The 24857-nt window shown below is 60.9% G+C and carries 32 protein-coding genes and 1 other annotated feature; all 32 genes read left to right on the top strand.

Annotation, left to right across the window (positions count from 1 at the left end):
* Positions 1 to 2 precede the first annotated feature (2 nt).
* The 32 genes from rplR to argS all read left to right on the top strand — a co-directional run bounded on the left by rplR (position 3) and on the right by argS (position 24854).
* Positions 3 to 371 (top strand): 50S ribosomal protein L18, encoded by a 369-nt coding sequence (gene rplR / locus TAMC210_RS06825; RefSeq protein WP_173298019.1) that lies wholly within the window; start codon positions 3 to 5, stop codon positions 369 to 371.
* A gap of 24 nt (positions 372 to 395) precedes the next feature.
* Positions 396 to 902: a 30S ribosomal protein S5 gene (gene rpsE, locus TAMC210_RS06820; protein WP_173298018.1), complete on the top strand. Its 507-nt coding sequence runs from the start codon at positions 396 to 398 to the stop codon at positions 900 to 902.
* Between the two features lie 58 nt (positions 903 to 960).
* On the top strand, positions 961 to 1152 hold the full coding sequence (gene rpmD / locus TAMC210_RS06815) for a 50S ribosomal protein L30 (protein WP_373996444.1): 192 nt from the start codon (positions 961 to 963) through the stop codon (positions 1150 to 1152).
* A gap of 13 nt (positions 1153 to 1165) precedes the next feature.
* On the top strand, positions 1166 to 1606 hold the full coding sequence (rplO, locus tag TAMC210_RS06810) for a 50S ribosomal protein L15 (RefSeq protein ID WP_173298016.1): 441 nt from the start codon (positions 1166 to 1168) through the stop codon (positions 1604 to 1606).
* Positions 1607 to 2869, top strand: coding sequence for a preprotein translocase subunit SecY (secY, locus tag TAMC210_RS06805; protein ID WP_173298015.1), 1263 nt, complete (start codon positions 1607 to 1609; stop codon positions 2867 to 2869).
* A 17-nt stretch (positions 2870 to 2886) separates the two neighbouring features.
* The gene (locus TAMC210_RS06800) at positions 2887 to 3540 is read left to right on the top strand and encodes an adenylate kinase (protein ID WP_173298014.1); all 654 of its coding nucleotides are present in this window, start codon (positions 2887 to 2889) and stop codon (positions 3538 to 3540) included.
* Positions 3537 to 4283, top strand: coding sequence for a type I methionyl aminopeptidase (map, locus tag TAMC210_RS06795; RefSeq protein WP_173298013.1), 747 nt, complete (start codon positions 3537 to 3539; stop codon positions 4281 to 4283). The genes TAMC210_RS06800 and map overlap by 4 nt, the downstream gene beginning before the upstream one ends.
* A 70-nt stretch (positions 4284 to 4353) precedes the next feature.
* Positions 4354 to 4647 (top strand): KOW domain-containing RNA-binding protein, encoded by a 294-nt coding sequence (locus TAMC210_RS06790; protein WP_217267295.1) that lies wholly within the window; start codon positions 4354 to 4356, stop codon positions 4645 to 4647.
* A gap of 26 nt (positions 4648 to 4673) precedes the next feature.
* The gene (gene infA / locus TAMC210_RS06785; protein WP_173298012.1) at positions 4674 to 4892 is read left to right on the top strand and encodes a translation initiation factor IF-1; all 219 of its coding nucleotides are present in this window, start codon (positions 4674 to 4676) and stop codon (positions 4890 to 4892) included.
* A 31-nt stretch (positions 4893 to 4923) separates the two neighbouring features.
* Complete coding sequence (gene rpmJ, locus TAMC210_RS06780) at positions 4924 to 5037, top strand: 50S ribosomal protein L36 (protein ID WP_173298011.1); 114 nt, start codon at positions 4924 to 4926, stop codon at positions 5035 to 5037.
* Positions 5038 to 5063: 26 nt separating this feature from the next.
* On the top strand, positions 5064 to 5435 hold the full coding sequence (gene rpsM / locus TAMC210_RS06775; protein ID WP_173298010.1) for a 30S ribosomal protein S13: 372 nt from the start codon (positions 5064 to 5066) through the stop codon (positions 5433 to 5435).
* Between the two features lie 38 nt (positions 5436 to 5473).
* Positions 5474 to 5863 (top strand): 30S ribosomal protein S11, encoded by a 390-nt coding sequence (rpsK, locus tag TAMC210_RS06770; RefSeq protein WP_173298009.1) that lies wholly within the window; start codon positions 5474 to 5476, stop codon positions 5861 to 5863.
* Between the two features lie 18 nt (positions 5864 to 5881).
* Positions 5882 to 6508: a 30S ribosomal protein S4 gene (gene rpsD / locus TAMC210_RS06765; protein ID WP_173298008.1), complete on the top strand. Its 627-nt coding sequence runs from the start codon at positions 5882 to 5884 to the stop codon at positions 6506 to 6508.
* Between the two features lie 51 nt (positions 6509 to 6559).
* Positions 6560 to 7501 carry a DNA-directed RNA polymerase subunit alpha gene (locus tag TAMC210_RS06760; protein ID WP_173298007.1) on the top strand — a complete coding sequence of 314 codons (942 nt, stop codon included), beginning with the start codon at positions 6560 to 6562 and terminating at the stop codon, positions 7499 to 7501.
* Between the two features lie 11 nt (positions 7502 to 7512).
* The gene (gene rplQ, locus TAMC210_RS06755) at positions 7513 to 7851 is read left to right on the top strand and encodes a 50S ribosomal protein L17 (RefSeq protein WP_173298006.1); all 339 of its coding nucleotides are present in this window, start codon (positions 7513 to 7515) and stop codon (positions 7849 to 7851) included.
* Positions 7852 to 8724: an energy-coupling factor transporter ATPase gene (locus TAMC210_RS06750; protein ID WP_173298005.1), complete on the top strand. Its 873-nt coding sequence runs from the start codon at positions 7852 to 7854 to the stop codon at positions 8722 to 8724. It begins immediately after the preceding gene.
* Positions 8725 to 8758: 34 nt separating this feature from the next.
* Entirely contained in the window at positions 8759 to 9634 is an 876-nt protein-coding gene (locus TAMC210_RS06745) for an ATP-binding cassette domain-containing protein (protein WP_173298004.1), read from the top strand.
* On the top strand, positions 9624 to 10415 hold the full coding sequence (locus tag TAMC210_RS06740) for an energy-coupling factor transporter transmembrane component T family protein (RefSeq protein ID WP_173298003.1): 792 nt from the start codon (positions 9624 to 9626) through the stop codon (positions 10413 to 10415). The genes TAMC210_RS06745 and TAMC210_RS06740 overlap by 11 nt, the downstream gene beginning before the upstream one ends.
* 19 nt (positions 10416 to 10434) lie before the next feature.
* Positions 10435 to 11175, top strand: a complete 741-nt coding sequence (gene truA, locus TAMC210_RS06735; RefSeq protein ID WP_173298002.1) for a tRNA pseudouridine(38-40) synthase TruA — start codon at positions 10435 to 10437, stop codon at positions 11173 to 11175.
* Positions 11176 to 11785: 610 nt separating this feature from the next.
* Positions 11786 to 12220 (top strand): 50S ribosomal protein L13, encoded by a 435-nt coding sequence (gene rplM / locus TAMC210_RS06730; RefSeq protein ID WP_173298001.1) that lies wholly within the window; start codon positions 11786 to 11788, stop codon positions 12218 to 12220.
* A 17-nt stretch (positions 12221 to 12237) separates the two neighbouring features.
* On the top strand, positions 12238 to 12630 hold the full coding sequence (gene rpsI / locus TAMC210_RS06725; RefSeq protein ID WP_173298000.1) for a 30S ribosomal protein S9: 393 nt from the start codon (positions 12238 to 12240) through the stop codon (positions 12628 to 12630).
* Between the two features lie 19 nt (positions 12631 to 12649).
* On the top strand, positions 12650 to 12820 hold the full coding sequence (gene scfA, locus TAMC210_RS06720) for a six-cysteine ranthipeptide SCIFF (protein ID WP_277997689.1): 171 nt from the start codon (positions 12650 to 12652) through the stop codon (positions 12818 to 12820).
* 773 nt (positions 12821 to 13593) lie between these two features.
* Positions 13594 to 15000: a thioether cross-link-forming SCIFF peptide maturase gene (gene scfB, locus TAMC210_RS06715; protein WP_173297999.1), complete on the top strand. Its 1407-nt coding sequence runs from the start codon at positions 13594 to 13596 to the stop codon at positions 14998 to 15000.
* Between the two features lie 319 nt (positions 15001 to 15319).
* Entirely contained in the window at positions 15320 to 16612 is a 1293-nt protein-coding gene (locus tag TAMC210_RS06710; protein ID WP_217267294.1) for a M23 family metallopeptidase, read from the top strand.
* 283 nt (positions 16613 to 16895) lie between these two features.
* The gene (gene trxB / locus TAMC210_RS06705; RefSeq protein ID WP_173297997.1) at positions 16896 to 17819 is read left to right on the top strand and encodes a thioredoxin-disulfide reductase; all 924 of its coding nucleotides are present in this window, start codon (positions 16896 to 16898) and stop codon (positions 17817 to 17819) included.
* Positions 17820 to 17876: 57 nt separating this feature from the next.
* On the top strand, positions 17877 to 18110 hold the full coding sequence (locus tag TAMC210_RS06700; protein ID WP_254388544.1) for a heavy-metal-associated domain-containing protein: 234 nt from the start codon (positions 17877 to 17879) through the stop codon (positions 18108 to 18110).
* A 142-nt stretch (positions 18111 to 18252) separates the two neighbouring features.
* Entirely contained in the window at positions 18253 to 19101 is an 849-nt protein-coding gene (locus TAMC210_RS06695; RefSeq protein ID WP_173297996.1) for a peptidase MA family metallohydrolase, read from the top strand.
* A 144-nt stretch (positions 19102 to 19245) separates the two neighbouring features.
* Complete coding sequence (locus TAMC210_RS06690) at positions 19246 to 20367, top strand: S1C family serine protease (protein WP_173297995.1); 1122 nt, start codon at positions 19246 to 19248, stop codon at positions 20365 to 20367.
* A gap of 79 nt (positions 20368 to 20446) precedes the next feature.
* Complete coding sequence (rlmH, locus tag TAMC210_RS06685; RefSeq protein ID WP_173297994.1) at positions 20447 to 20926, top strand: 23S rRNA (pseudouridine(1915)-N(3))-methyltransferase RlmH; 480 nt, start codon at positions 20447 to 20449, stop codon at positions 20924 to 20926.
* Positions 20927 to 21133: 207 nt separating this feature from the next.
* Positions 21134 to 21414 (top strand) — a binding site (T-box leader).
* Positions 21415 to 21578: 164 nt separating this feature from the next.
* Complete coding sequence (aroF, locus tag TAMC210_RS06680) at positions 21579 to 22616, top strand: 3-deoxy-7-phosphoheptulonate synthase (protein WP_173298179.1); 1038 nt, start codon at positions 21579 to 21581, stop codon at positions 22614 to 22616.
* Positions 22617 to 22739: 123 nt separating this feature from the next.
* Positions 22740 to 23162, top strand: coding sequence for a DUF1934 domain-containing protein (locus tag TAMC210_RS06675; RefSeq protein WP_173297993.1), 423 nt, complete (start codon positions 22740 to 22742; stop codon positions 23160 to 23162).
* Between the two features lie 9 nt (positions 23163 to 23171).
* Positions 23172 to 24854 (top strand): arginine--tRNA ligase, encoded by a 1683-nt coding sequence (argS, locus tag TAMC210_RS06670; protein ID WP_277997687.1) that lies wholly within the window; start codon positions 23172 to 23174, stop codon positions 24852 to 24854.
* The last annotated feature ends 3 nt before the right edge of the window (positions 24855 to 24857 follow it).

The following is a 24857-nucleotide window of genomic DNA, read 5'->3' as shown; positions in this document are numbered from 1 at the left end:
GTATGATTAAGAAACCTACTCGGAAAGAAATAAGGGCGCGCAAGCATCTGCGCGTGCGCAAGAAAATATTCGGTACACCCGAGCGGCCCCGTCTTTCGGTCTACAGGAGCCTGCGCCATATCTATGCCCAGATAATCGACGATGTTGAGGGTCGCACTCTGGTGGCAGCCTCTACCCTGGAACCCTCCCTGCGGACTTCCCTGTCCTACACGGGTAACAAGGAAGCGGCCTACAAGGTGGGAGAGCTGCTCGCGAAAAAAGCCCTGGAGCGTGGTATCAAGAAAGTGGTCTTCGACCGCGGCGGCAACATCTACCACGGGCGCATTGCGGCCCTGGCCGAAGGCGCCCGGGCCGGCGGGCTAGAATTCTAACGGCGTTAGGTAAGGAGGAACGGGATGGCGCGGACACGCATGGAAAACAGGGAATCCAACCTGATGGAGAGGGTAGTACATGTACGACGCGTGGCCAAGGTGGTAAAGGGCGGCCGCCGCTTCAACTTCTCGGCCCTGGTAGTGGTAGGGGACGGCCAGGGACGCGTAGGTGCGGGCCTGGGCAAGGCCGGAGAGGTGCCGGACGCCATCCGCAAAGGGGTGGAGGGCGCCAAAAAGAACCTCCTGGAAGTGCCCATGGTAGGGACCACTATTCCCCATGAAGTCCTGGGCCACTTCGGGGCCAGCAAGGTGCTCCTAAAGCCGGCCGCACCCGGTACAGGGGTTATCGCTGGCGGACCGGTCCGGGCCGTGATGGAAGCGGCGGGTGTACGGGACATCCTTACCAAATCCCTGGGGTCCAACAACCCCATTAATGTGGTCTATGCGACCATGGAGGCCCTGAAATCCCTGAAGCGGGCGGAAGAGGTTGCGCGGCTGCGTGGCAAAACGGTAAAGGAACTCATAGGCTAAAGTTTTCGAGGCCGCCCCGGGCAGTTGGCGGTTGAACAGTTCACCCTCAGCAAGCGAGGTGGCAAAGTTGGGCAAGCTCAAAGTGACCCTTAAGCGCAGCCTTATCGGGCACCCGCCCCAGGTGCGCCGGACGGCCGAGGCCCTGGGGCTGCGGAAGATAGGGCAACAGGTCCTTCAACCCGACAATCCCGCGGTACGGGGCCAGATCCGGAAGCTGGCCCATATGCTGCAGGTAGAAGAGGCCGAATGAGGAGGTGAGGAAGGTGCAGTTGCATGAGCTGCGCCCGGCCCCCGGCGCACGGCGCTCACCCACCCGCGTCGGGCGTGGAACCGGTTCAGGACTGGGCAAGACCGCCGGCAGGGGGCACAAGGGCCAAAAGGCCCGGGCCGGCGGAGGAGTGCGGCCGGGCTTTGAGGGCGGGCAAATGCCCCTTAGCCGCCGGATACCCAAGCGCGGGTTTACCAACATCTTCAAGCGCCAGCTGGCGGTGGTTAATGTCGGGGACCTGGAAAGATTCGATAGCGGAACCGTCGTGACCCCCGAGCTCCTGCGGGAAGCAGGGCTAGTCAAGAAAGGCCGTGATGGAGTAAAGGTCCTAGGGGACGGGGAGATTACCAAGCCCCTGGTGGTCAAGGCCCAGGCGGCGAGCCGCCAGGCCATTGCCAAGATTGAGGCCGCGGGCGGCAGAGTCGAGGTGATATAGGTGCTGGGTACCCTGCAAAAGGCCTGGAAACTGGAGGACCTGCGAAAAAGGATAATCTTTACCCTCCTTATGTTTTTGGTCTTCCGCCTGGGAGCCCATATCCCGGTGCCCGGTATCAACGCCGAAATGCTAAAGGAACTGCTGGACACGGGGTTAATCTTCGGGTTTTTTGACGTCATCTCCGGCGGCGCCTTTAAACGGTTCACGATCCTGGCCATGGGTATTATGCCCTATATCAACGCCTCTATCATTATGCAGCTCCTGACGGTGGTAATACCCTCCCTGGAGAGGCTGGCCAAGGAGGGAATCGACGGGCGGAAGAAGATTATCCAGTACACCCGCTATGGTACCGTAGTCCTCAGCGTGCTCCAGGCCGTGGGGATGTCCGTCCTGCTCGCCCGCCAGGGAGCCTATGTTACGCCCGGATTCTTCAACCATGCGGTGACGGTCATCAGCCTTACGGCAGGCACCGTATTTCTCATGTGGCTGGGAGAACTGATCACCGAAAAGGGCATCGGCAACGGCATCTCCCTGATCATCTTCGCCGGCATAGTGTCGCGGCTACCGGCGGGGGCGGTGTCCATCTACCAGTATATTACCAGTGGAACGGCCGGTATCCTTTCCGTGCTCCTATTCGCGGTCATTGCCATAGTGGTCATTGCGGCCGTGGTGGCCATGCAGGAGGGGCAGCGGCGCATCCCGGTGCAGTACACCAAGAGGGTGGTGGGCCGCCGGGTCTACGGGGGACAGAGCACCCATATTCCCCTGCGGGTGAACCAGGCAGGGGTTATCCCGGTGATCTTCGCCATGTCAATCCTGTTCTTCCCCCATACCCTGGCATCCTGGTTTCCCCATAACCGGTTTGCCCAGACCATAACGGCCATGTTCGACCCCGGGTCGGTGCTCTACATGAGCCTTTACGCCCTGCTCATTATCTTCTTCACCTATTTTTACACTGCCGTGACCTTTAATCCCCAGGACGTGGCCGACAATATTAAGAAATACGGTGGCTTTATCCCCGGCTTGAGGCCGGGCCGTCCCACGGCAGAATATATCGAGCGCATTCTGGCCCGGATTACCTTGGCCGGCGCTGTATTCCTGGCCTTCATAGCCCTTCTGCCGAATTTCGTCATGGCAGTTACGGGCATAAACATCTACTTCGGGGGTACCTCCCTCCTCATTGTGGTCGGCGTAGCCCTGGAAACCATGAAACAACTGGAATCCCATCTATTGCTCCGGCACTACCAAGGTTTTATAAAATAAAGGCAGGAGGTAGTCGCATGCGTCTGGTAATGATGGGGCCTCCAGGGGCAGGGAAAGGAACGCAAGCCCAGGAGATCAGCCGCCGTCTGGATATACCCCATATCTCCACGGGCGATATGCTCCGGGTAGCCATCAGGAGCGGCAATGAGGTCGGGCGGAAAGCCAAGGAATACCTGGAAGCCGGAAGGCTGGTCCCTGACGAGGTGGTTATTGAGCTGGTAAAGGACCGCCTTAGCCGGAGGGATTGCGACGAGGGCTTTATCCTGGATGGCTTTCCGCGCACGGTGAACCAGGCCACGGCCCTGGACGAGTGGCTGGAAGGAAACGGGCTACGGCTGGACGCGGTCCTGGACATCGAGGTTCCCCGGGATTTGCTCCTGGAGCGCATTACAGGCCGCCGGGTATGCCTATTCTGCGGCAACACTTACCACACGGTATACAATCCTCCCCGGGTGCCAGAGCACTGCGACGGGTGCAGCCGGGAGCTTACCCAGCGCCTGGACGATAAAGAGTTTGCCGTAAGGGAACGGCTGGCCGCCTATGATAAACAGGCGGCGCCCCTGAAGGAGTACTACCGCCGCCGCGGCATCCTGCGGGAAATCAACGGCGCCCAGCCGATAGAACAGGTGGGACGGGAAATCGGGAAAGTCCTGGGAAGAGACTGGTCATGATCATCCTTAAGGGGCGCCGGGAAATCGAGTTTATGCGCCAGGCGGGGCGGGTAGTGGCCGAGGCCCTGGCGGCCCTGGAGCGCCGTATAGCCCCGGGAGTCACCACCCTGGAGCTGAACCGCCTGGCCGAGGAAATACTGGAACGCAGGGGAGCCGTTCCCGCCTTCAAAGGGTACCGGGGGTTCCCGGCCAGCATCTGCACCTCTGTGAACGAGGAAGTGGTTCACGGTATACCCGGTTTAAAAAAACTGGTGGAAGGGGATATTATTAGTATTGACATCGGTGCGGTAATAAATGGATATTACGGCGACGCAGCGGCTACCTTCCCTGTGGGAGTCATCGATGAGGAAAAACGGCGCCTGCTGGAGGTAACCCGCGAAGCCCTGTGGCAGGGTATTCGTCATGCCGTGGTGGGCAACCGCCTGTCGGACATATCCTACGCCATCCAGTCCCATGTGGAGAAGGAGGGGTTCTCGGTGGTGAGGGATTATGTGGGGCACGGGATAGGCAGCCAGATGCATGAGGAGCCCCAGGTGCCCAACTTCGGCAGCCCTGGCCGCGGGCCCCGCCTGCGCCCGGGCATGACTCTGGCCATTGAGCCCATGGTCAACGCCGGCGGCCATCAGGTAATGACCCGGGAGGACGGCTGGACGGTGGTGACGGCGGACGGCCGTCCATCGGCCCACTTTGAACACACGGTGGCCATTACCGATAACGGGCCGGAGGTCCTCACCCTTCTTTAGGTCGCCCGGACGAGGGGGGACCCGGCCCGGCGCAGGACCGGAGATTCGCGGGTACAAGGGAGGGGGAGCGGTGTCATCAGGTCCGCCTATAGGGCCTAACCTGCAGGTGGGACAGCTGGTATACTCTAAAGCCGGGCGGGATCGGGGACGGCCGTTTCTAGTCTGGGAGATAATTTCGGACCGGCGTATCGCCCTGGTAGACGGTAAGCTGCGCCGCGTAGTCAAACCCAAGATTAAAAATACTCTGCACGTGCAGGCCGCCAGCCGCATGGCGCAGGACATTGCCGCCAAGCGGCAGAAGGGGGAGCCGGTCTCGGATGCGGAAGTGCGGCGGGCCATTGCCCGGCTTTTGGGAGAGGAGTAACCTGGGACAAAGGAGGGATGTGTTGTTTGGCCAAGGACGATGTCATTGAAGTGGAAGGGACCGTAGTGGAATCCCTGCCCAATGCCATGTTCCGGGTGGAGTTGGCCAATGGGCACAAGGTCCTGGCTCATGTGTCGGGCAAAATCCGCATGAACTTCATCCGCATTCTCCCGGGGGATAGGGTCATGGTGGAGCTCTCTCCTTATGATTTGACCCGGGGTCGTATCGTATACCGCTACCGGTAAAAGCCTGCAAGAATAAGAGAGGTGTCCGGAGTTGAAGGTAAAGCCGTCGGTGAAGGTCATATGTGAAAAGTGTAAGATCATCAAGCGTAAGGGCAGGGTCATGGTTTTATGTTCGAACCCTAAGCATAAGCAGAGACAAGGCTAACCACAGAAACGGGGTGGAGTTGAGAGATGGCACGTATTGCGGGGGTAGACTTGCCGCGGGACAAGCGGGTGGAGGTGGCCCTAACCTATATTTACGGCATCGGCCGTAGCAGGGCTAAAGAGATCCTGGCCGGAACCGGGGTGAACCCGGATACTAGGGTGAAGGATCTGACCGAGGACGAAGTGGCCCGGCTGCGCGATTTCATCGATAAGAATTATACCGTGGAAGGGGATCTCCGCCGGGAAGTGGCCCTGAACATCAAACGCCTTATGGAGATCGGGTGTTACCGGGGATTAAGACACCGGCGGGGGCTGCCCGTGCGGGGACAGCGTACCAGGACCAACGCCCGCACACGCAAGGGTCCGCGGAAGACCGTAGGAGTCCGTCGCAAGAAGTAAAGCCCAGGCTTGAGTAGTCTTTAGAGGAGGGGTTGTGGATGCCGCGGAGAGGTGCCCGCACCAAGCGGCGGGAGCGCAAGCATATAGAAAGCGGCGTTGCCCATATCAAATCAACCTTCAACAATACCATAATTACCATTACGGATAAAAACGGTAATACGGTGGCTTGGGCCAGCGCCGGAACGGTGGGCTTTAAGGGCACACGGAAGAGCACGCCCTATGCGGCTCAACTGGCAGCTGAATCGGCCGCCAAGCAGGCCATGGAATTCGGCATGAAAGAAGTAGAATGCTATGTTAAAGGCCCGGGAGCCGGGAGGGAGGCGGCCATTAGATCCCTGCAGGCAGCGGGACTGGAGGTAAGCGCCATTAAGGACGTCACACCCATTCCCCACAACGGTTGCCGCCCACCCAAGCGCCGTAGAGTCTAGTAGGAGGTGTCATAGCTTTTGGCCAGATACACGGGACCTGTATGCCGTCTTTGCCGACGGGAAGGGATGAAACTCTACCTTAAAGGAGAACGTTGTTACACCGACAAGTGCGCCATAGCCAGGCGGTCCTATCCTCCGGGCCAGCATGGCCAGGAACGGCGTAAGATCTCAGAATACGCCCTGCGCCTGCGGGAAAAGCAAAAGGCACGCCGCATTTACGGCGTCCTGGAGCGCCAGTTCCGCAGCTACTTTGAGCGCGCCGAGCGGCAGAAGGGGGTCACGGGTGAAAACCTCCTCCGACTGCTGGAACGGAGGCTGGATAATGTAGTTTATCGCCTGGGCTTTGCCGCATCCCGCGCCGAGGCCCGCCAGTTAGTTCGCCACGGCCATTTCCAGGTTAATGGCCGTAAGGTCAACATCCCGTCCTACCTGGTGAGGCCGGGAGACGAGATTGAGGTCAGGGAAAGGAGCAAGGAATCCGCCAAGTTTAAGGAAATTGCCGACCAGGCCGCCCACCGCACGCCGCCGGCGTGGCTGGAAGCCGATGCGGCTAACCTTAAAGGGCGGGTACTGGCCCTGCCGACCCGCGACCAGATCGACGTCCCCGTGCAGGAACACCTGATCGTAGAGCTTTATTCCAAATAGGCCCTATCGTGGGTGCGGCGGAATAAAGCCTGCGAGAAGGAGGGGGTTTTTATGCTGGAAATCGAGCGTCCCAAGCTGGAATGCTTGGAGATGACGCCCAAATTCGGCCGCTTCGTAATCGAGCCCCTGGAGAGGGGCTACGGCATAACCCTGGGTAACTCCCTCAGGAGGGTGCTCCTTTCCTCCCTGCCCGGGGCCGCCGTTACCTCCGTTAAGATCGAGGGAGTACTCCACGAGTACTCCACCATTCCCGGTGTGGTGGAGGATACCACGGACATCATTCTCAACCTGAAGACCCTCGCCCTCAAGATCCACAGCGACGAACCCCAGATCCTGCGCATAGAAGCGGAGGGCGAAGGGGAGGTTACGGCGGGCGACATCATTGCCGGCGCCGACGTGGAAATCCTAAACCCGGACCTGCACATCGCTACCCTGGAGAAGGGCGGCCGCCTGTTTATGGAAATGACGGCCCAGCGGGGCCGCGGTTACGTACCGGCGGAGAGGAACAAAAAAGAGGAACAGGTCATTGGGGTTATCCCGGTGGATTCCCTCTTTTCACCCGTGCACAAGGTAAACTATATCGTAGAGAACACCCGGGTGGGCCAGGTTACCGACTACGACAAGCTCACCCTGGAAGTCTGGACCAACGGGAGCCTGGCGCCGGACGAGGCGGTTAGCACGGCGGCCAAGATCCTCATGGATTACTTCCGCCTCTTCCTCGGCCTGACGGATCGCGACGGCCAGGAGATAACCATGGTGGCCAAGGAAGAAGAGAAAAAGGACCGTCTCCTGGACATGACCATCGAAGAGCTGGACCTCTCCGTCCGGTCTTATAACTGCTTGAAGCGGGCCGGCATCAATACCGTAGGCGAGCTCATCCAGCGCACCGAAGAGGATATGATGAAGGTCCGGAACCTGGGCAAGAAATCCCTGGAAGAAGTCACGCAGAAGCTGGCAGAGCTAGGTCTCAGCCTGCGCAGTTCCGATGAGTAGGGGGGAAGAACATGGGATACCGTAAGCTGGGGCGGCGGTCCGACCACCGCAACATGCTACTGCGCAACATTGTGACGTCTTTTTTGCGGGAAGGCCGGCTGCAGACCACCGAGCCCCGGGGCAAGGAAATCAAGCGCATAGCCGACAAGATGATTACCTTGGCCAAGCGGGGCGATCTCCATGCCCGGCGCCAGGCCCTGGCTTATCTGCTGGACGAGGACGTGGTGACCAAGCTCTTTAAGGAGATCGGACCGCGGTATGCCGACCGCCAAGGTGGCTATACGCGGCTGGTAAAGGTGGGCTATCGCCGCGGCGACGGCGCACCCCTGGTGCTGGTAGAGCTGGTATAAATGCTCGCCTTTGAGGGGGTAAGCTTTTCCTATCCGGGAGCCCCGCGGCCCGCCCTGGAGGACATCAACCTCACCCTGTCCCCCGGGGAATTCATGGTGGTCATGGGACCCAACGGCTCGGGAAAGTCCACCCTGGTCAGGCTCGCCAACGGGCTGCTCCGGCCCACCAAAGGCAGAGTAGTAGTAGAAGGCCTGGATACCCGAGCCGAGGACCAGCTCCCGCGCATCCGTCCCCTGGTGGGAATGGTTTTTCAAGATCCCGACAACCAGCTGGTGGCAGCCACGGTGGAAGAAGATGTGGCCTTTGGCCCGGAGAATCTCGGCCTCCCCAGGGAGGTCATCCGAGAACGGGTAGAGCGGGCCCTAAGTACCCTGGGCCTCACGGAACTGCGGCAGCGGCCGCCCCACCGCCTTTCGGGGGGGCAAAAGCAGAGGGCGGCCCTGGCGGGTATCCTGGCCATGGAGCCGCGCTATATACTGCTGGACGAGGCCACGGCCATGTTGGACCCCGGATCCCGGGAGGAAGTTTGGGGCCTCCTCTCCTTCCTCTGCCGGGAGAAAGGCCTGGGGATAATGTTGGTGAGCCACCAGCCGGAAGAAGCCGTACTGGCCGACAAAGTGGTGCTCCTCCACGAAGGGCGCATCCTGCAGGAGGGTGAGCCCCGCGAAATCTTCAGTCGGCCGGAGGAATTGAAACCCCTGGGCCTGGAAGCCCCGGCCGCAACCGTGCTGGCCGGCAGGCTGGCCAGAAGGGGCCTGCCCTTGCCGCCGGGACTCCTGACCCCCGGGGAAGTGGCCCGGGCACTGCGAGACCTGGCGGGAAAAGGGCCTTCAGCTCCACGGAAGAAGGCCGGGCGAGGGAGAAGGGGATGAGTATTTTTTTTGGCGGCCGAAGGTTAAGGGGGACGTGAAGTTTAGAGTCATGGAGATCGCCTTGAAGGAAGTGTCCTTTCACTACCAGACCGGAGGCCAGGATATACCCGCTCTGGTAGACGTCAGCCTCACCGTACGGCCGGGCGAGTGGCTGGCAGTTATCGGAGCCGGGGGATCGGGAAAATCGACCCTGGCTCAGATCATGGCCGGCCTCCTGCGGCCCAGCCGGGGGCAGGTGTACCTCGACGGCGTACCCCTTTGGCGATCCCGGGGCAAGGGCACCCCCACCTGGCGGGGTAGGATCGGACTGGCGCTACAACAGCCGGAGCGCCAGCTCTTTGCTGAAACCGTAGGGCAGGACGTGGCCTTTGGCCCCCGCAGCCTGGGCCTCCCGCCCCAGGAGGTGGAGAGGCGCGTAAGAAAATCCCTGCGGAGTGTTGGGTTGGACCAGGAGGTGGCCGGGCGGTCACCTTTTAGTTTGAGCGGCGGCCAGCAGAGGCGGGTAGCCCTCGCCGGGATATTGGCCCTGGAGCCGGAGGTTTTCATCCTCGACGAACCCACCGCCGGATTGGATCCGGCCGGCCGGAACCTGATTCTGCAGGTGCTAAAGGGATACCACCGCCAGGGGAATACCGTCATCTTTATATCCCATAACATGGCGGAAGTTGCCGCCCTGGCCCAGAGGATCGCGGTCCTCCACCAGGGCAGGCTGGTCTTCTGGGGGAGTCCGGGGGAGGCCTTTGACGGCCGCATTGACCTGTCCCGCTGGGGGTTGAGGCCGCCGCCCATAACGGAGGTTTTCCTGGAGCTGCGGCACCTGGGGGCCCCGGTCTCGTCGGCGGTTTTCAGCCTGGAGGCGGCGGAGGAAGAAATACTCCGCTGGTACAGGAGTGAAGGCCATGACCTTTGAATTAGGGCGCTATGTGCCCGGCCGAAGCTTCCTCCACCGCCTGGATCCGCGGAGCAAAATAGGGGGTCTCTTCCTCTATGGGGTAGCCCTCCTCGCGGCCCCCAACCTCGGCAGTCTTTTTGCCCTGGGGTCCCTTTCCCTGGCAGGGGTGTTCCTGGCGCACTTATCATGGCGCTATCTCTGGCAGCAGATGAAACCCGTACTGCTCTTTCTCCTTATAGTGGTAGCCCTCCAGGCTACCCTTACCCCGGGTACGCCCTGGAGCCAGGTAGGCCCCCTGGTGGTCACCCGCGAAGGGCTGGAGCTGGGTCTGGTGGCCACGGGCCGGGTTGGCTTCCTGTTGGTGGCGGCAACCCTCCTTACGGCTACCACCACCCCCCTGACCCTAGCCCGGGGCATCCAACACCTCCTGCGGCCGACGGCGGCGCTTAGGGTGCCGGTGGACGAAATTAGCCTCATGTTCACCCTGGCCCTCCGCTTTGTACCTACCCTGGTGGAAGAGGCGGACCGGGTACTCAAAGCCCAGGCGGCCCGCGGCCTCAGCCTCGAACGTCGGGGGATCATAGGTTGGGGGAAAAACTTCCTGCCCTTTCTGATACCCCTGTTCGTGGGTACCCTTAAGAGGGCCGAAGACCTGGCCCAGGCCATGGAAGCCCGGTGTTACCAGGCCGGGCGCAGACGGGGTTCACTGGAGCAACTGAAAATGGTGTGGCAGGATTACGCCTTCCTGGTTCTATGCGGCATACTGGCTGGCCTGGCCCTGGCCCTGCGCTGGATATAGATAGCCTTGGGGGAAGCCTATGAGGTACCTGAAGATCACCCTGGCCTACGACGGCACCGACTACGCCGGCTGGCAGGTGCAGCCCCGGGAGCACGGCCCTACCATCCAGCAGAGGGTGGAGGAAGCCCTGGCCCGGCTGACGGGTGAAAGGATCCGGGTGATAGCGGCCGGCCGCACCGATGCCGGGGTTCACGCCCGGGGTCAGGTAATAAGCCTGGCCACTGGGAGCAAGATACCTACAGAGCGCTGGCCGTGGGCCTTAAACAGCGTACTGCCGCCGGACATCGTGGCCCTCAAGGCCGAGGAGGTGGGGCCGGACTTTCACGCCCGCTATTCGGCCAGGAGCAAGACCTACCGCTATACCATCGACAACGGCGCCCTTCCCGATGTGTTTCGACGGCGCTATGCCTGGCACGTCCGGCGGCCCCTGGACCTGGATGCCATGAAAGAGGCGGCCGCAAGCCTAAAGGGACGCCATGATTTCCGCGCCTTCGCCGCGGCGGGCCGGCCCGTTAAGAACTTCGAACGGGAAATTAAGGATATCAGGTGGACCCGCCGGGAACCCTTCCTCTACCTGGACATTACGGCCGACGGCTTCCTGTACCACATGGTGCGCATTATCGTCGGCACCCTGGTGGAAATCGGTCTGGGGCGGCGAGATCCCGGGGATATGGGAAGGATTCTGGCCGGCCGCCGGCGGGAGGAAGCGGGACCTACGGCGCCGCCCCAGGGCCTGTGCCTGGAACGCGTGGAGTATTGAGGCGCGCCGGTGCTGGAAGAAAAAGCGAGGCTATACGGCCGCCGCGGACTATCCCCCGTCTAAAAGGGGGTTTATCCCGCAAGGGGGCTACCCGAGGCGGGCGGAAGGCCCGGGCGTTACGAGGATGGGGCAGGGCCAGGGAAGGGTTATCTCCCGGGCCCGGTTCCCGGAGCACGGCGGCCGGGCGACGGAAAATCCTCCTTGACCCGGGAATTTGGGGTCGGCCCGGCCTGCGGGTCCCGCAGGGAAGGGTGACCATAGAGGGATGTGCCATGGCTCTTCTGGCGATCCCATTTTCGAGCATAGGTCTGCTCGGCTTTCGCTCGCTCCAGAAACCCTCGCGGGCTAAACTATCACTCAGTCTTAAGCTCCGGCGGACTTCCCGGCAAATTCGACATCCTCCTATCTCAATTGCGGGCCTCGGCCGTCCATGGCCTCGGGTCCGCCTCCGCTTTCGACTTCATGAAGTTTGGCAGCCGCTCGGGTTAGTCGCTCGCTTTCAAGCCAAGGCAGCCTCTACCCCCAAAATGGGGATACGCTAGATGTCCTTTAGTTGACTTGGATCGTGTATTCTCGTAAAATTAGGCTGAGCGGAAACAGGAGGGAGAAAATGAAGACCTTTATGGCCAAACCCCATGAGGTGCAGCGCAAGTGGTACGTCATCGACGCCGCCGGCAAGAGCCTGGGGCGCGTAGCGGCCACGGCGGCAGCCCTGCTGCGGGGAAAGCATAAACCCATCTATACTCCCCACGTGGACACCGGTGACCACGTCATCATCATAAATGCCGAGAAGGTACGGTTGACCGGCAAGAAACTGGAGCAGAAGGAGTACATCCGCCATTCGGGTTATCCCGGAGGGCTCAAACGGATCAAGTACGGCACCCTGCTCAAAACCCAGCCGGAAAAGGCCGTGCACAAGGCCGTCTGGGGGATGCTACCCCACAACCGGCTGGGACGCAAGATCATCAAGAAGCTGAGAGTCTACCGGGGCGACACCCATCCCCACCAGGCACAAAAGCCAGAAGTATGGACGGCTAGGGATTAAAGAAGGAGGCGAAGGGTTTGGCACAGGTACAGTTCTACGGCACGGGACGGCGCAAGGAAGCGGTGGCCCGGGTAAGGCTGATTCCAGGGGAAGGCCGTATAATCATAAACGATAGGACGCCTATAGAATATTTCGGCCAGCAGGTTTTGGCCGATATGATACGCCGCCCCCTCGAGGTGGCGCGGATGGCGGACCGCTTCGATGTGGTGGCCAAGGTAGAAGGGGGCGGCTTGAGCGGCCAGGCCGGGGCGGTGCGCCTGGGGATAGCCCGGGCCCTCCTTCAGGCCGACGCCGAACTGCGACCGGTATTGCGGCGGGCCGGGTTCCTTACCCGGGATCCCCGCATGAAGGAGCGGCGCAAGTACGGGCTGAAAAAAGCGCGCAAGGCACCTCAATTCTCCAAACGCTAGAAGCCGGGGTGAGCCTATAATGCATATCATTACCGTGAGCCAACCGCGATTGCAAGAGACCCTGCAAAGGGGCGGCTGCGGATACTGCCGGGTTTCCTGCCAGTCGGCCTGCAAAACCTCCATTACTGTCAGCAATCAGGCTTGTGAAAACGGCCAGAGGACCAGCTCTCGTCCATCCGTGATGAAGTAGAAGAGCCGGGTGCCGGCGGGAGCCGGACCCCGCCGGCTGGCACTCCGGAAAGGGGCCCTCGGCCTGGCCCCCCTGGGGGCCTTTTGCCCGGCCCTGACCAGTGGTCATTCCCGGGCTCCGGCAGTACTTAAGCCCCTGCCCGGTGGCGCGAGGCAAAGAGGTTGGAGCATCGCCAGTTCCTCAGGGTCCCGGGTCCCGCCCGGAGCCGCGGGGACGAGATCGATGCCGCGGGCGAAGGGTCGCCGGGCCTCCGCCATGGCTAAGGGGTCAGCTCGGGGTGGGATACACAGGGCAGGGCAGGAGATGCCGCCTATGGCCTTGCTGGGGAGTCAGGCGGAGGCCATGGTCAGCTTCGGGAGGGCACGGGAGGGTGGCAACCTCCGGGCGTGGGTACCCGTTCCCGTCCCCGGGGACAAAATGGGGCGGTAGGGAAGCCGGTTTCCCCCTCGCAGGGAGCCGGCTTTTTTGTTGGCGTCCTTAAGGCCTCTGCGGCACGGCCTTGGGTGGGTCAACGAGATTGGCGGAGGAAGATCGGTACCCGGTTTTCAGCCACGGGTCTCCCGCATCATTCGAACCCCTTGCCTCAGGAGCGGGCCGCAGGCGGCCTTATGCTTTAGCCCGGCCGGCGGCTCCAATTGCGCAAGGGCCCGCCTTCCCCTTAGGCTGAAGCCCCCTTGCGAGTTATAAGTCACTCCCCTGTGAGCGGGCGATACACCGCGGGAGCCCGGAAATCCCCCGGGCTCCGACCTAGTACCGTATGAGGGTGTGGGAGAATGACGAAAAGGATACCCGACCTGCGGGATGTAGACTGGCAGGCCGATATACACTGGTTTACCTTTAACGACCTGGACCTCCTGTTAGATGTCAACAGCGGCGCCCTCCATATCATCGACCAACCCACCAAGGACGTTCTCGCTGATCTGGCCGGTTGTAACCGCATAGAGTATTCTGCCCTGGCGCGCAGCACCGGCTGCTACGGTCGGGAGGTGGTGGACGAGGTGCTGGCCGACCTGGCGCGCTGCCAGGAGGAGGGCAGTCTTTTTACCCGGGACCTCGCCGCTGGCCTTTACCGACCGCCGGAGCCGGTACTGCAGGCCCTTTGCCTCCACGTGTCCCACGACTGCAACATGCGCTGCCGGTACTGCTTTGCCGGGGGAGGTCCCTTCGGCGGCCGCCGTGGCCTCATGAGCCGCGCAGTTGGCCGCGCGGCCCTGGACCTTCTGTTCCGCCTCGCCGGAAGGCGGCCGCGGGTGGAAGTAGATTTTTTCGGCGGCGAACCCCTGCTCAATTTCGATACGGTGCGGGAATTAGTAGCTTACGGCCGCGCCCGGGCCGAAGCCGCGGGGAAGGAAATACGCTTCACCCTCACCACCAATGGCCTGGGCCTGACGCCGGAAATAGAGGAGTTTTTAAACCGGGAGCGCATCAGCGTGATTTTGAGCCTGGACGGGCGGCCAAATACCCATGACCGGTACCGCCGCCTGCCGGACGGGGAAGGCAGCTATGCCCAGGTAGTCCCGCGCCTCAAAGCCCTTACAGCCGCCCGCGGTCACGAGGACTATTGGATACGCGGCACCTATACCCGGGACAATCTCGACTTCAGCCGGGACGTCGAGCACCTTTTAAGTTTGGGCTTCCGGTTTATTTCCCTGGAGCCGGTAGTGGCCCCGCCCCAGGCACCTTACAGCCTCAGGATGGAGGATATACCCACCGTGAGGAGGGAATATTCCCGGTTGGCCGATCTTTACTGCAGTGCGAGGCGGGAAGGGCGGCCCTTTGAGTTCTTTCACTTTAACCTGGACCTGGGCGGGGGCCCCTGTCTTACCAAGCGGCTGTACGGTTGCGGAGCGGGGGTGAGCTATATGGCTGTTACCCCGGACGGCGAGCTTTACCCCTGCCACCAGCTGGTGGGCAGGTCCGAGTTCCGCCTGGGCCACGTCCAACGGGGCATCGAGAGGCCGGACCTGCAGGAGGAGTTCCGCCAGGCCTACGTGTACCGAAAACCCCGGTGCGCCCGCTGCTGGGCCCGCTTTTACTGCAGCGGCGGGTGCCATGCCGCTGCTCTCGCTTCCACCGGAAACCTGCGGGAACCCGATGAGGTGGCCTGCGCCCTCCAGCAGAGCAGGCTGGAAGCCTCCCTGTATATCCTGGCGAAACTAAAGGCGAATTTTTCAAGTTAGGCAGGATTCCTCTCCCTTTAAAGCGAAATATATAACGTGCTACCGTTCTTTGCTTGTTGGCGGTCGGCCGAACCGAGGACGGCGGGCCGGAATATATATACAAAGGGGGGAGGTCATGCCACCGCACCTTGAGCAGCCGGAAGGGTTGCCGCAACCTAAGGAGAGTCCTGGAAATTGGTTGGAGAAGGTTAAGGGAGCTGCTCAAAGAGCTGCCGAGGGCTTGAAGCAGAGTTGGGCGCTGGTATACAAATTTAGGCGGAAGTGGGAGGACAAACCTCCCCGCTTCAGAAGAGCGGTTATAGGGATAGCAGGAGGCGCAGTGATTCTCCTGGCAGGCTGGCGTCTGGCCGTGGCTCCCAATGCCTGGGCCGTAGTCGTTGAAGGTGAAAGGGTGGCCGTGGCCGCCAGCAGGGAGGAGGCCCAACAGGCCGTTGAAAATCTCCTGGCGGCCATGGGAAAAGGCGGCTATGAGGGTGTCCAGCTTGCCGAAACAATAGAATACCTGCCCGTGAAGGTGGACCGCGGGGCCATCAATACCCCCGAGGAGCTGGAACGGCTCCTGGCGGGGCGAATTTCCTTCAAGGTCCCGGCCACGGCCCTCGAAATTGACGGAGTCTCCCGCGCTTTGTTGCGGGACGAGGCTACGGCCGTAGCCCTCCTGGAACGGCTGAAGAAGGAGTTCGTGCCGGGCGAGGGGGCTATGGTGGAAGAAGTAAAGTTCAAGGAAAAAGTAAGTCTGGTCCGCCAACTGGCGGCCCCGGAGGACATCGCTTCTCCGGATGAGGTTCTCGCCCTTCTTAAGGAAGGAACCGAAGAAGTCAGACAATATACCGTCCAGGAGGGAGACTGCCTCTGGACCATTGCCCAGAAGTTCGACCTCCCGGTAGAAAAGCTGCAGGAAGCCAACCCGCAAATTCAGGGGGAGCGCCTCGACATAGGACAGGTAATTAACCTGAGCGCCAGGAAGCCCCTGCTCAACGTAGTGGTGGTTTACCGGCAGGAGGTTACGGAGAGCATACCTTATCCCACCGAGGTGAAGACGACATCCCAACTGTGGCGGGGTCAGGAGCGGGTAAAACAGGCAGGGGTTGAGGGAGAGAAGAAGGTAACCTACCGCGTCGTGGCCGAGAACGGCCGGGTTGTTGGAAAAGAAGTCCTTGAGGCGAAAGTCCTGAAGGAGCCGGTCACCAGAATTGTAGAACGCGGCACCAAGGTACAAGTGGCCCTGGCCGCCCGCGGGGGCTCGGGCCGCCTGGCCTGGCCGGTGTCGGGTCCTATTAGTTCGCCCTACGGTTACCGGGGCGGGGAGTTTCATTCCGGCCTGGATATCGCGGCTTCTTACGGAACCGCTGTAGGTGCCGCCGAGGACGGCGTGGTGACCCAGGTGGGATATATGGGCGGATACGGCCGTATGGTAACCATCGACCACGGAGGCGGCCTGGTTACCCGCTATGCCCACCTTTCCGGCTACAATGTAAAGACAGGTCAGAGGGTGTCGCGGGGCCAAATAGTAGGTTACGTGGGCACCTCGGGCCGGACCACGGGTCCCCACCTGCACCTGGAGGTTCTGGTTGACGGGGAGTTCCGCAATCCTTACCAATACCTACGCTGAAGGGCCAATCCTTGAGGATATCCAAAAAAGGCCGCGCCTTTGATCGCGAAGGGCGGTCTTTTTTGTTTCGTGGACAGGCCGTGGCCGGCAGGGTTGCGCCGGGACTTACTTATAGCGTATAATTAACTCAAAATCAGAAAAACGAGGGACCAACAGGCTGATTATCAGAGGGCTACCTTGACCCCAACCGGGCCTTAAGGAACCTGCCGGGATGGTGCGGGGAGGCGTAACACCGAAATCTGCAAGGAGAAGATTACCTTATAAATACGGGAGGCAGTTAGCCATGGATTGCGACCTTCTGGTATTGGGAGGGGGCCCGGCCGGGCTTACGGCCGGGCTGTACGGCGCCAGGGGAGGCCTGCGTACGGTTATACTGGAAAGAGGGGTCCCCGGCGGCTGGGCCGGCCAGACGGACAGGATAGAAAACTACCCGGGCTTTCCCGAGGGTATCGACGGCATGGACCTGGCCGCCAAGTTTGCTGAACAGGCCCAGCGTTTTGGAGCCCAACTGGAAACCGCCACGGTGGCCAGGGTGGACTTTAACGGGACGCAGAAGCGGGTATGGGCCGACGGTAATGAGTACGCGGCCGGCGCCGTGATCGTGGCCACCGGTGCCAGCCCCCGCCCCCTGGAGGTGCCGGGAGAGGAAGCCTTGCGGGGGCGAGGGGTGTCCTACTGCGCCACCTGCGACGCCGCCTTCTTCCGGGGCAAAAGGGTGGCCGTAGTGGGCGGGGGCGATTCCGCCGTGGAAGAAGCTCTCTTTCTCACCCGCTTTGCCGCCAGCGTGACCATCATTCACCGCCGCGACCGGCTACGGGCCGCCCAGATCCTTCAACGGAGGGCCCTGGAAAACCCCAAGATAACCTTCTACTGGAGCACAACAGTGGAGGCCATCCTGGGAGAAACTAAAGTGGAAGCCCTGCGCTTGCGGGATGTTCAGAGCGGGATGGTCAGAGAAGAGGAATTCGACGGGATTTTCATCTTCATCGGCCAGAAGCCGAACACCGACTTCCTCCAGGGCATCCTGGAGCTGGATGAAGGAGGCTACATTATTACCCGGGAGGACCTGTCCACCTCGGTCGCCGGCGTCTACGCCGCCGGGGATGTGCGGTCTAAGGCCTTCCGACAGGTAGCCACCGCCGTGGGCGACGGTGCAGCCGCGGCCATGGCGGCGGAGAAATACCTGGCCGACCTTGTCGGCCGGTGATCAATTTCCTCCGGTCAACACTTGAGTGTTCTTCGCCGGGTAAAGGAGGTGGGACAGGTGGCATGTTGCGGGTCCAATAGCCGGCAGGTGACGCTAAAGATCCAGGGTATGACCTGCAGCCACTGCCAGATGACTGTGCAAAAGGCTTTGCAGGGCCTGGCCGGTGTGGAGAGAGTAGAGGTGAACCTGGAAGCTAAAGAAGCGGTAGTTACCTACAAGCCCGACAGGGTCGGCCTGCAGGATTTGAAGGAGGCCGTCACCAGGGCAGGATACGAGGTAGTAGCGCCCTGATGCCCCCCTATAGCAGAGCCCCGGTTCCTACCATGGAGCCGGGGTTTCTCCTTTCCACCCATTTACAGTGAAAGCCCGGTGGGGCTGTAATATAATTGAAAGGAGGAGAGACGGAAAAGGGCTCCCCGGGGGAGGGAGAAGATTGAATAAATTCTGGCGGCGGGCCCTGGCCAAGGTTTGCCTGTTGGGCCTGGTCCTAGCCGGGGCCGGAGCCTGGCGCAGCCTTAGCTGGGTAAGGACCTGGAGCTACAGCGCAGCAGTTGCTTTGGCCAAAGAGCATACAGAGTGGCAAACCCGGGATTGGCTGGCGGCGGAGAGCCGGCATTTTCGCCTTAAATACCGCAGCCAGGACGCCTCCGTGGTACCCCTGGTACTGGAAACGGCGGAGGAGGCCTATAATGCGGCCACCCAAATCTTCGGATATCGTCCGCCGGATAAAACCCTGGTTTTACTTTATCCCGACCGGCAGAGCCTGGCGCGACAGTTCGGGTGGGCAGCCGATGAAAGCGCCATGGGAGTCTACTGGGCCGGTGCGGTGCGTATTTTATCTCCCCTTGATTGGCCGGGGCCGGGAAGGGATTTGGCCGCGGTTTTTAAGACGGAAGGGCCCCTGCTACACGAATTCGTCCACCTGCTGGTGGACCAGCTGGCCCGGGGGAACTACCCCCGCTGGTTAACCGAGGGAATTGCCCAGTATGTCGAGGAGCAGGTAACCGGTTACCGGCTGCCCGGGCCGGAGGCCGCAGAGACAAGCACATGGTATACCCTGGAAGACCTGGACAGGCATTTCGACAACCTTCCCGACCAGGCCCTGGCCTACCGCCAGTCTCTGCTGATGGTAGACTATCTGAGAACCCAGGTGAGCTGGGAAGGAATCCGCCAACTCCTCCTCGAACTCGGCCGCGGCACGCCCTTTAATAAGGCCCTGGAAAGGGCCACGGGCTTGGAAGTAGAGGAGCTGCCGGCCCCCCTTTTCACTCCTTCCCGTTAAAAGGTAAAACACCCTTCTGTGCCCTTGCCCGAGGACGCGGCAGGGGCTTTTTTAACTGGGGCTCTTTTTTCGTCGACTGGAGCCGGGGAAAGGCCGGATAGACGCCGGGCCTTTAGGCAAAGCTATTGGGGGGGGATTCAAGGAATGAAGCCTATGTATGCTAAATGGCGCTGGTGGCTGGCGGCCCTGATGCTGGTGGTGGTTGGAGCCCTGGGGGGAGGCCTTTTAACCTTCGCCCTCGCACCGCGACTGATGGCCAAGCCCCTGCCCCCGGCAACGCCGCCACCACCCCTGCCCCTGGCCCAGCCGCCTAACCTCACGGGGGAAACTTCACCTGTAGTAGCCGTAGCCCGCCAGGTGGGTCCGGCAGTGGTGGGAATTACGGCCCTCACCGGGACGGACTGGCTGGACAAGGGCGGGGTAAAACAGGGATCGGGGATCATTCTCGACGGGGCCAACGGATATATAGTAACCAATAACCACGTCATTGCCGGTGCCGGGCGGATCAATGTAAGCCTGGACCAGGAGCGGGTTTTCCCGGCAGAGGTGGTGGGCCGGGATACCCGCAGCGATTTGGCCGTCCTGCGGATTAAGGCCACCAACCTGCCCACGGCTCGCCTGGGGGATTCCTCCAAAGTGCAGGTAGGAGAAACGGTGGTGGCCATAGGTAATCCCCTAGGCAGGGAATTTGCCCGCTCGGTAACCGTTGGGGTAGTCAGTGCCCTCAACCGGGAGATTACCGTCGGCGCCCAAGGAGGGCAGCCCATCGTTCTGCGGGTCCTGCAGACCGATGCCCCCATTAATCCGGGCAACAGCGGCGGACCCCTGGTAAACATGCGGGGCGAGGTCATCGGCATTAACAGCGTAAAAATTGCCACCACAGGGGTCGAAGGCATGGGTTTTGCCATTCCCATCAACGACGCGCGGCCCATTATCGACCAGCTGGTGACCAGGGGATACGTCAGCCGGCCTTACTTAGGTATCTATAATCTCCGGGAGATTACGCCGGAAGTGGCGGGATGGTATAATATACCTGCGGGCCTGTTCGTGGGAGGGGTAATGCCCGGTAGCCCGGCGGCCAAGGCCGGGATACGGGTAGAGGATATCATCATCAGGCTGGACGACAACCGGGTGACCACCTACGGAGAACTCCAGAGCGCCTTGGCCGGGAAGAGGCCGGGCGACCAGCTGATAGTTACCGTAGTACGCCCGGGCAAGGGGGAACTCTCCTTAAGCGCCACCCTGGCCGAACTGCCCCGGGAGTAAATACTTTAAAGCCCCCAGCTGTGCCGTACCCCGGGCTGGTAAAGCCGGGCGGCGGCTGACGGGTAGGGATGTGGGGTTCATGGAGATATACGTCGTGGCCGTGGGCAGGGTGAAGGAAAAATACCTCCAGGAAGGTATTAAGGAATATAGCAAACGCCTCCGGCCCTATGTCCGGTTGGAAATACGGGAAGGCACGGAGGAAAAGGTGCCGGGCAACCTCACGCCTGGCCAGGAAGAGCGCATCCTGGCCCTGGAAGGGCAGTCCCTTTTGCGGCTACTGCCCGACGGGGCCTATATTATTGCCCTGGACCGGGAAGGAGAGATGCTTTCTTCCGAAGAGCTGGCGGAGCACCTGGCCGACCTCGCCTTACAAGGCCGCAGCCAGGTGGCCTTCGTAATCGGTGGAACCCTGGGCTTAAGCCAGGAAGTCCTCGACCGGGCTCACTTTAAACTATCCTTTTCTCCCTTGACCTTTCCCCACCAGCTTATGCGCCTGATCCTCCTCGAGCAGCTCTACCGGGCCTGTAAAATCCGGCGGGGCGAGCCCTACCACCGCTAATGCGCAAGCAGGGCCGGGTCATTTGCGGGAGAGCGAGCTAAAGCTAAGGAGACCTGTTGGATGGAGGCGTTCGGCACAAGGATAATCCAGGGCCTCCCAAACGAGCTGGATGGCCGGGAGTGCCTCCAAATATTTTAGGTGAGTGATCGCCCCCCCCTTGACGATCCCTTGTCCCCTGTGCTATAGTAACCCACAAATACGATCGTCCCAAATCCGAAGAAGAGGAAAAGTAGGGGTGTATGGGCTTACCCAGCGAGCCGGCGGCGGTGGGAGGCCGGTTAAGCCCTTCACCTTGAAGTTCTCCTCGGAGGAGCAGGCTGAACACGGGTATTTCCATCCGTCAGTAGGCTGCGCCGGAGCTCCCGCCGTTAAAAGGGAGGGGGTATCGGAAAAGGGCTATGGCCGCTTTTCCCGTACCTTTAACGAGGTGGGCCGTTGGCAACGGCCAACTTGGGTGGTACCGCGGGTAGATGCTCCCCGTCCCTTGGGATGGGGAGCTTTTATTTTAGGTAGCAGGATGAAGCCGGACGGGTTTCGGGAGGTCGTATGAACATTGGGGGAGGCCGGCCAGTCAATGAGGAGCTGGCACCGGCGTCCCGACTTAAGGAATGCTTGGGAGAAACATCACCTGACCAGGGGGAGGATTACGGTCATGATCGTAGTAATGCGACCGGGAGCTACGCGGGAAGAAGTCCTGTCCGTGTGCCGGCGTTTGGAAGAGCTCGGCTTTAGAACCCATCCCATTTACGGGCAGGAAAAGACAGTGGTGGGCGCCATCGGCGACAAAAGGGCCTTGAGCTCGGAGGCCATCGTCAATCTACCCGGGGTAGAAAAGGTAGTCCCCATCCTCAAACCTTACAAGCTGGTGAGCCGGGAACTGAAAGACACCTCTACTATAGTGCGCGTCGGTGAGATTCCCGTAGGGGGCCGGGGAATAGTAGTGATGGCCGGGCCTTGTGCGGTGGAAAGCGAGGAGCAGCTCTTAAGTGTCGCCCGTTTCGTCAAGGCAGCCGGGGCCCACATCCTGCGCGGCGGGGCCTTTAAGCCGCGCACTTCTCCCTATGCCTTCCAGGGGCTGGAAGAAGAGGGCCTCAAGATGCTGGCCCGGGCGAGGCAGGAAACGGGATTGCCCTTTGTCACCGAAGTGGTGGACACCCGGGATGTGGCCCTGGTGGCCGAATATGCCGATGCCTTGCAGATCGGGGCACGGAATATGCAGAATTTCCGGCTGCTGCAAGAGGCCGGGGCCACGGGCAAGCCCATCCTTTTGAAGCGCGGCTTTGCCGCGACGGTGGAAGAGTGGCTCATGGCTGCCGAGTACATTTTGGATGCGGGCAACCCCAATGTCATCTTGTGTGAAAGGGGCATACGAACCTTTGAGCCCGCCACCCGTTTTACCCTGGATCTGAGCGCTGTGGCCGTAGTGAAAGAGAACTCCCACCTGCCGGTCATTGTAGACCCCAGCCACGGCACCGGGAGCTGGAAATACGTGCTGCCCCTGGCCCGGGCCGCAGTGGCCGTCGGGGCCGACGGCCTGCTGATCGAGGTACATCCCGATCCGGCCCGCGCCTTATGCGACGGTCCCCAGTCCCTACACCCGGAAACCTTTGACCGCCTCATGGGGGAACTTACCCCGTTGGCGGTGGCCGTGGGCCGGGACTGGGTCACCTCGGGCTCCATGGCCGGTTGACGGCAGGGATAAACTACCAGGGATAAAAATCATTTTAATTACAGGTTAACAAAAGGAAATTTCCTCAAAAGAAAGAATATAACACATAGGGCACCTTAACTATTTAGGAAAGGATGTGTGCCGGTGAAAAAAGAGGTGCTGCTCAAGGTAAAGGGGACGCAGACCCATGCTTGGGGGGAGCAGGACTCCATCGAATTCATCACCGAAGGCCGTCTCTTCAGCCGGGACAACTCCTACTACATCCTCTATAGCGAATCCGCTTTGGCAGGCATGGAGGGTATTACCACCTCCCTAAAAGTGGAGCCCAGTCGGGTTATCCTGAACCGCATGGGAACCGCCGAGCACAAGGCCACCTTTGAAGAAGGCGTGCTGAGCGACGGTTTTTACGTCACCCCTTACGGCACCATGAAGCTTAGCATCCTTCCCTCGAAAGTAGAAGTTCACTTGACAGATGCAGGTGGAAGTATTAATCTAGAATATGAATTGCAAGTAGGCTGTGAGAGGGTAAGTTATAACCAGCTGGAAATCACAGTAAGTTCCATTTAGGAGGTCACCGTGAATTTAGTTCAAGAAATGAAGGCTAGGCTGGCCAGGGCCTTAACGGAGGCTGCGGCCAGTGCCAGGGCAGCCGGCGAGGTAGCTTACGACGAGCTGCCCACTTTTGTGCTTGAAGTGCCCAGGGAAAAGCATCATGGAGATTTCGCGGCCAATCTGGCCTTTCTCCTGGCCAAACAGGCCCGCATGTCCCCCCGGCAGCTGGCGGAAATCCTCCTCCGTTACCTGGAAAGGCCCATACCCGGGGTGGCCAAGGTGGATGTAGCCGGCCCGGGGTTTATTAATTTTACCCTGGAGGGGAACTGGGCCCTTCCCGTCTTACCCGCCGTCCTGGCCGAGGACGAGTATTACGGCTGGTCTAATATAGGCCGGGGAGAAAAGGTCCAGGTGGAGTTCGTAAGCGCCAATCCCACCGGCCTCCTGCACATGGGGCATGCCCGGGGAGCGGCGCTGGGCGATACCATTGCCAACTTGCTGGCCGCCACGGGGTTCGACGTCACCCGCGAGTTCTATATAAACGATGCCGGCAACCAAATCGAGAACTTTGCCCTGTCCCTGGAGGCCCGTTATCTCCAGGCCCTGGGCGTAGATGCCGAAGTACCGGAGGAAGGGTACCACGGTCACGACCTCATCGACACGGTCCGCCGCTTCATTGACCAGGTGGGGGACAAGTACCTGGATGCCGATCCGGCCCTTCGGCGGGAGATGCTGGTGCGCTTTGCCCTGGAGGAGAAACTGACGGCCATCCGAAAAACCCTGGAGGATTTCGGGGTCTACTTCGACGTTTGGTTTAGCGAGCAGAGCCTCCACGACGCGGGGGCCGTAGCCCGGGTCCTCAATGACCTGAAGGAGAGGGGCTACCTCTACGAAAAGGACGGGGCCCTATGGTTTAAAGCCACCCTCCTGGGAGAAGAAAAGGACGAGGTGGTAGTGCGCCAGAACGGCCTGCCCACTTATTTTGCCGCGGACATAGCCTACCACCGGAACAAATTTGAGCGGGGTTTCAGCCGTATTATTAATGTCTGGGGCGCCGACCACCACGGCCATGTGGCCCGGCTTAAAGGAGCCATGGCCGCCCTGGGGTACGATCCCGACAGGCTGGAAATCGTCCTCATGCAGCTCGTCCGCCTTTTCAAGGGCGGGGAGCTCCTGCGCATGTCCAAGCGGACGGGTCAATACGTTACCCTGGAGGAGCTTTTGGAAGAGGTGGGTCGGGATGCTGCCCGGTACTTCTTCGTGATGATTAAACCCGATAGCCACCTGGACTTCGACCTGGACCTGGCGCGCTCCCAGACGGCCGAAAATCCCGTCTATTACGTCCAGTACGCCCATGCCCGTATCTGCAGTATCTTGCGCTTGGCCCGGGAACGGGGCATAGAGGTGCCTTCGCCGCAGGAAGTGGACCTAAGGTGCCTGAGCCACCCGGCGGAGCTGGAACTGGTCAAGAAGATCGCCGAACTGCCGGAAACCGTTATCGGCGCAGCCCGGGCCCTGGAGCCCCACCGCCTCACCCGTTACGCCCAGGAGCTGGCTTCCCTTTTCCACAACTTTTACACCAATTGCCGGGTGCTGGCCGACGAAGAGAATTTGCGCGGTGCGCGCCTCATCCTGGTCACTGCTACCCGGATAACCCTGCGCAACGTTTTACGACTTTTAGGTGTTAGCGCTCCCGAGAGGATGTAACGC

Source organism: Thermanaeromonas sp. C210, assembly GCF_013167955.1.
GTDB lineage: Bacteria > Bacillota > DSM-521 > Neomoorellales > Neomoorellaceae > UBA12545.
Note: the sequence above shows the minus strand (reverse complement) of the source record. Positions and strands in the feature narration are given on the sequence as shown.

Excerpts from the sequence above, each read along its gene's own strand:
- TAMC210_RS06750 (WP_173298005.1), top strand. The coding sequence starts at position 7,852 with ATGCTCGCCTTTGAGGGGGTAAGCTTTTCCTATCCGGGAGCCCCGCGG.
- TAMC210_RS06740 (WP_173298003.1), top strand. The coding sequence starts at position 9,624 with ATGACCTTTGAATTAGGGCGCTATGTGCCCGGCCGAAGCTTCCTCCAC.
- rpsE (WP_173298018.1), top strand. The coding sequence starts at position 396 with ATGGCGCGGACACGCATGGAAAACAGGGAATCCAACCTGATGGAGAGG.
- aroF (WP_173298179.1), top strand. The coding sequence starts at position 21,579 with ATGATCGTAGTAATGCGACCGGGAGCTACGCGGGAAGAAGTCCTGTCC.
- rpsM (WP_173298010.1), top strand. The coding sequence starts at position 5,064 with ATGGCACGTATTGCGGGGGTAGACTTGCCGCGGGACAAGCGGGTGGAG.
- rplR (WP_173298019.1), top strand. The coding sequence starts at position 3 with ATGATTAAGAAACCTACTCGGAAAGAAATAAGGGCGCGCAAGCATCTG.
- rplQ (WP_173298006.1), top strand. The coding sequence starts at position 7,513 with ATGGGATACCGTAAGCTGGGGCGGCGGTCCGACCACCGCAACATGCTA.
- rplM (WP_173298001.1), top strand. The coding sequence starts at position 11,786 with ATGAAGACCTTTATGGCCAAACCCCATGAGGTGCAGCGCAAGTGGTAC.
- TAMC210_RS06760 (WP_173298007.1), top strand. The coding sequence starts at position 6,560 with ATGCTGGAAATCGAGCGTCCCAAGCTGGAATGCTTGGAGATGACGCCC.
- scfB (WP_173297999.1), top strand. The coding sequence starts at position 13,594 with ATGACGAAAAGGATACCCGACCTGCGGGATGTAGACTGGCAGGCCGAT.
- TAMC210_RS06690 (WP_173297995.1), top strand. The coding sequence starts at position 19,246 with ATGAAGCCTATGTATGCTAAATGGCGCTGGTGGCTGGCGGCCCTGATG.
- scfA (WP_277997689.1), top strand. The coding sequence starts at position 12,650 with ATGCATATCATTACCGTGAGCCAACCGCGATTGCAAGAGACCCTGCAA.
- trxB (WP_173297997.1), top strand. The coding sequence starts at position 16,896 with ATGGATTGCGACCTTCTGGTATTGGGAGGGGGCCCGGCCGGGCTTACG.
- map (WP_173298013.1), top strand. The coding sequence starts at position 3,537 with ATGATCATCCTTAAGGGGCGCCGGGAAATCGAGTTTATGCGCCAGGCG.
- rlmH (WP_173297994.1), top strand. The coding sequence starts at position 20,447 with ATGGAGATATACGTCGTGGCCGTGGGCAGGGTGAAGGAAAAATACCTC.
- truA (WP_173298002.1), top strand. The coding sequence starts at position 10,435 with ATGAGGTACCTGAAGATCACCCTGGCCTACGACGGCACCGACTACGCC.
- TAMC210_RS06800 (WP_173298014.1), top strand. The coding sequence starts at position 2,887 with ATGCGTCTGGTAATGATGGGGCCTCCAGGGGCAGGGAAAGGAACGCAA.
- rpsK (WP_173298009.1), top strand. The coding sequence starts at position 5,474 with ATGCCGCGGAGAGGTGCCCGCACCAAGCGGCGGGAGCGCAAGCATATA.